This window comes from Methyloceanibacter marginalis (assembly GCF_001723295.1).
Lineage (GTDB): Bacteria > Pseudomonadota > Alphaproteobacteria > Rhizobiales > Methyloligellaceae > Methyloceanibacter > Methyloceanibacter marginalis.
In genome coordinates this window covers 1-4,920 of the sequence record NZ_LPWD01000267.1, presented here as the reverse complement: position 1 = coordinate 4,920, position 4,920 = coordinate 1, and the positions used below count along the sequence as shown (strand labels likewise).

The 4,920-nt window shown below is 64.8% G+C and carries 2 protein-coding genes and 3 pseudogenes; 4 read left to right on the top strand and 1 reads right to left on the bottom strand.

Annotated features, from left to right (window positions below):
- The 3 pseudogenes from AUC71_RS19505 to cysN form a co-directional block, all read left to right on the top strand.
- A pseudogene (locus tag AUC71_RS19505) lies at window positions 1–203 on the top strand (hypothetical protein); the annotation flags it as partial.
- Window positions 203–1,098 (top strand): annotated as a pseudogene (cysD, locus tag AUC71_RS19995) (sulfate adenylyltransferase subunit CysD); the annotation flags it as partial. The pseudogenes AUC71_RS19505 and cysD, both read left to right, overlap by 1 nt.
- 10 nt (window positions 1,099–1,108) lie before the next feature.
- A pseudogene (cysN, locus tag AUC71_RS10240) lies at window positions 1,109–3,027 on the top strand (sulfate adenylyltransferase subunit CysN).
- Here the strand turns inward: cysN and AUC71_RS10235 are convergent.
- Window positions 3,005–4,291 (bottom strand): hypothetical protein, encoded by a 1,287-nt coding sequence (locus AUC71_RS10235; protein ID WP_069624181.1) that lies wholly within the window; start codon window positions 4,289–4,291, stop codon window positions 3,005–3,007. The pseudogene cysN and the gene AUC71_RS10235 overlap by 23 nt on opposite strands.
- Before the next feature lie 391 nt (window positions 4,292–4,682).
- On the opposite strand from AUC71_RS10235, the gene AUC71_RS10230 reads away from it, so the two are divergent.
- On the top strand, window positions 4,683–4,920 hold a 238-nt coding region (locus AUC71_RS10230; protein ID WP_141701600.1), incomplete at its 3' end, for a hypothetical protein.

Below are 4,920 nucleotides of genomic sequence, written 5' to 3'. Positions count from 1 at the left end.
TTGCCCTGCTTTTGACCTATCCATCCCTCACTCTCGCTGTCGGGTCAGTGACTTATCTCGCCCTGATCCCGGTCAGCGCCTATCGTTACCTCGCCGCCAAGCGGAAGGCCGACACACACGCCAAGGCACAGAACGGCAAAGCCTTGGACAAAGCCGAACCCGCGTCCAAGGGCCCCCGATCGACGAGTACGAGTGCGAAGTGATGAAGCAGCGCCTGTCTTCCTATCTCCGTCAGCTCGAAGCGGAGAGCATCCACATCATGCGCGAGGTGGTCGCCGAGTTCCGCAATCCGGTGATGCTCTACTCCATCGGTAAGGACTCCTCTGTCCTGCTGCATCTCGCCATGAAGGCGTTCTATCCGGCCAAACCGCCGTTCCCGCTGCTCCACGTGGACACCACCTGGAAGTTCCGGGAGATGATCGCGTTCCGCGACCGGGAGGCGGAGCGGCTCGGCATCGACCTGTGGGTGCATATCAACGAGGACGGGGTGCGCGACGCATTTCGCCGATTACGCATGGCAGCGCGCTCCACACCGACATCATGAAGACCGAAGCGCTGAAGCAGTCTTTCGCCAAGCACGGCTTCGACGCCGCGTTCGGCGGCGCGCGCCGCGACGAGGAGAAGTCCCGCGCGAAGGAGCGCATCTTCTCGTTCCGCAACGCCGCGCATAACTGGGACCCGAAACGCCAGCGTCCCGAGCTGTGGCATCTCGCCAACACCAAGGTGAAGCCCGGCGAGAGCATGCGGGTGTTTCCCTTGTCGAACTGGACCGAGCTCGACGTGTGGACCTACATCTATCTTGAGGACATTCCCGTGGTGCCTCTTTATTTCGCCAAGGAGCGGCCGGTGGTCGACCGCGACGGCACGCTGATCATGGTCGACGATGAGCGCCTGCCCATCGAGGAGGGCGAGACGCCGGAGATGCGCAAGGTCCGCTTCCGGACGCTCGGCTGCTATCCGCTCACCGGCGCCATCGAATCCGACGCCACGACGGTGCCCGAGGTCATCGAGGAGCTGATCGCCTCGCGGCATTCCGAACGCCAGGGCCGGGTGATCGATCACGATCAGATCGGCTCGATGGAGAAGAAGAAGCAGGAGGCTACTTCTGATGCCGCAATTGAGCGTTGTCGGGGGCGCCAAGGAAAGCGCCAGCGAGCGGCTCGCCGCCCGGATCGTCGCGGACGAGAACCGGGGGCTGTTGCGGTTCTAACCTGCGGCAGCGTGGACGACGGCAAGAGCACGCTGATCGGCCGGCTGCTTTACGATTCCGCTCTCGTGTTCGAGGACCAGCTTCAGAGCGTCGAGCGCGAGTCCAAGCGGCCGAACGCGCCGCGCGGCGGGGAGATCGACCTGTCGCTGCTCGTCGACGGACTCCAGGCCGAGCGCGAACAAGGCATCACTATCGACGTGGCTTACCGCTATTTTGCGACGCCCCGGCGCAAGTTCATCGTCGCCGACACGCCCGGCCATGTGCAGTACACGCGCAACATGCGACCGGCGCATTCTAATTGCGATTTCGCGGTGCTGCTCGTCGATGCACGCCAAGGCGTGCTCACTCAAACCCGGCGCCACGCCTGCATCTTGTCGCTGCTCGGCATCAAGAAAGTAGCCGTCGCCATCAACAAGATGGACCTGATCGATTTCGATCAGGAAAAGTTCGAGGCGATCGTCGAGGACTTTGCCTCCTTCGCCGAGCCGCTTGGCTTCGACTCTATCGTCGCGATCCCCGTTTCGGCGCTTAAGGGCGACAATGTCACGGCCCCCAGCGCGCATATGCACTGGTATCACGGTCCCACGCTGTTAGGGCATCTGGAGACGGTGGATGTGACGCCTGAGGCGGCGGCCGGACCGTTCCGTTTTCCGGTGCAATGGGTGAACCGGCCGCATCTCGATTTCAGAGGGTATGCCGGCACGGTGGCGAGCGGCAGCATCAAGCCGGGCGACGAGGTGGTTATTCATCCGTCCGGCAAGCGGGTGCATGTGGCCCGCATCGTCACGGCGGACGGAGACCTGGAAGAGGCCACCGAAGGCGACGCCATCACGCTGACCTTCGCCGAGGAGGTCGACGCCAGCCGCGGCGACGTTATCGCGTCGCCGGACGCCGCGCCGTCCACGTCCGATCAGGTGGCGGCGAAGCTCATCTGGTTTGACGAGGAGGAGATGCTCCCGGGCCGTGCTTACACGGTCCGTTGTGGCAGTCAGACAACGACGGCGACGGTCTCGGCGCTCAAATACAAACTCAATGTCGACAATCTCGATCACGTGGCCGGCAAGACGCTGGAGATGAACGAGGTCGGCTTGTGCAATCTCAGCATGACCAGGCCGCTGGTGTTCGATCCTTACGGGGCCAACGCCGAGACCGGCAGCTTCATTCTCATCGATCGTTTCACCAACGCCACGGTGGCGGCGGGCATGATCGAGTTCGGCCTGCGCCGTGCGACCAATGTGCAATGGCAAGAGCTCTTCATCGACAAGGGCGCGCGGGCCGGTCTCAAAGGTCAGAGGCCTTGCGTGTTGTGGTTCACCGGCCTGTCGGGCTCCGGCAAGTCCACCATCGCCAACACGCTGGAGCGGCGGCTCCACGCCCTGGGGCGTCATACCTATATGCTTGACGGCGACAATGTCCGTCATGGCCTCAATAAGGATCTCGGCTTTACCGATGCCGACCGCGTCGAGAACATTCGCCGCGTGGCGGAAGCGGCCAGGCTCTTCGTCGATGCCGGGCTCATTGTGATGGTGTCGTTCATCTCGCCGTTCCGCTCCGAGCGGAACATGGCGCGCGAGCTGGTGGGCGAGGGCGAGTTCATCGAGATTTACGTCGATACGCCGCTGGAGGTCTGCGAGGAGCGCGACCCGAAGGGGCTTTACCGCAAGGCGCGGGCGGGACTGATCCGCAACTTCACGGGCATCGACTCAAACTACGAGCCGCCCGAGCGGCCGGAACTCGATCTGAGAACCAGCGAGACGACGCCCGAGGTGTTGGCCGAGCTGGTGCTCGCCGAGCTCAGGCGCCGGCAGGTCGTCTAGCGATCATCTCGAGACGGCGGGCCGCACCCGCATGGCCGGCCTGCGCGGCGCGCATATACCAGGCGCGCGCCGTCACCATGTCGCCCTCGATCGTCTCGATCCCGGCCCTCGCCAGAACTTCGACATCGTAGGTCAGCGCGAGCTCGTAGGCGGCATCCGCTTGTCCGCTCTCCGCGCGGTCGGTGAGAAGGCGGCGGACTGTGACGATCTCCGGGCTGGCGGGGAGGTCGGAAGCGCTCCCTTGTCGAGGCGCCGCCTCCACTAGCGCCCTTGCGGCTTCGGCCCCCGCTTCGGCCGGCTCCTGGGTTTGCGGTACTTGGAAAAAGGCCGTCGGCCAGCCAAGGGCAAGCCCGGCGGCGTAGACTTGCGGGCTCGGATCGACGCGCAGGATCATGCGCCGGCGCGCCTGAGGACCATGCTGCGAATCGAGCAGGTAGATTTCGGTGGGGTAGTCGCCCCTGGCGCCGTCCCCAAAGGTGAGTGTGAGCCGGGCGATGTCCTCGCCCTTCACCATCCAGGTGCCTGCGCCGGTGCGACGGCCGGCTGACAGCGAGGCGTCTTCCGGCAGACCGCGGAGCAAAATATAGCGCGCCACGCCGATGGGCAGGAGAGGGCCGAGAGCCAGCGGCTGCGCGGCCCGCGCTACGATGATCTTCGCGTCAGCGCCCGCGTCGATCGTATCGCTCACGCGGATCGGGGCGAGGGGCGGTGCCGCCGACGCTGCATGAGGCGTGTCACGGGTTGATGATTTTTCGCTCTGCGGCGCGGCCTTGTCTGCCCGTCCCGGGCTGGTGGTGCCGAAGAGCAGGAGCAGCCCTGCCAGCGTGAAAATGATTGCCGCGGCGATCGAGCAGGCGACGAGCAGGCTCGCCTGGCGCTGCCGCCGGTGAAAGGCTTGGACCAAGCCCTGTAGCTGCGCTTGCACCGCGTGGTCGAGCATGTCGTCCCCTTCGCCGTCGCCGGATTTCGCGGCGCCAACATCGGTGGTGTCTGTGACAGGGGGCTGACACTCAAGATGCGCGTATTCGAAAGGCGCAAATCCGAGCAGCGTGACGAGCGAATCGTTCGGCGTGGTCACGCTCACGGGCCCGCGCGCGAGTTCGATGGGTGCCGGGTCGAGACGAAACAGCGGTGCGTCCCAGAGCTCGGCCGGGTCCGGGGCGGTTTGTGGCGGTTTATCGAGCGCCTGGCGCAGCAGGTCGGTGGCGCGGTGGACTGGATGGCTGCTGAACTGGGCAGCCAACGGCATGGTGGAACCGGTCATTTGGCAAAGCTCCCTCGCTGGCCCGTGCGGGTCTTACCCGTATGGCCACGCCCCCGATCCCCTTGTGACGATGCGCGCTCGTGCCCCTGAGTGCGCCGGCAAGTGAAATCCCGTTTGAAATCCCGTCTAACGGGCGCCGCGATCCTTTGTGTTTCTTCGGCGCTCCGGCGGATCAAATGCGCGAACCCCGGTCAGGGTTCCCGATTTTTTTCGCCTCCTGAGGATTTAGTTTGGGAGTGGGGCACGCGGGCGACACCAATGGGGCGAGGCTTGGGTTTCTGTGCTCCCGGCGCAGAGTGACGAGCCTCACAATGCGAAGGGCGCCCGCGCGCCATCTGTCCCTCAAGGCAAGGGCATCCCGCCCTGGCATGCTTCTGAGGAGACTTAAGACATGAACACGAAATCTGTGATGCTCGGCTCGGCCATTGCCGCGCTTTCGCTCGCCGTATTGGCGGTTTCTCCGGCCAATGCCGAGACCGGCGCTGCCGATCACGCGGCGGCTATCGAGGCTTGCTCGGCGGTCAACCCGTTCCAGCCGGTCGAGGCGCTGGGCGCGTCGACGACGGGAGGCGGGCGATCGGGCTTTAGCCTGGTCTGGATCGGCGATGCCGAGGACAGGCTCTGGATGT

Coding starts and splice junctions, on each gene's coding strand:
- AUC71_RS10235 (WP_069624181.1), bottom strand. CDS start 4,291: ATGACCGGTTCCACCATGCCGTTGGCTGCCCAGTTCAGCAGCCATCCA.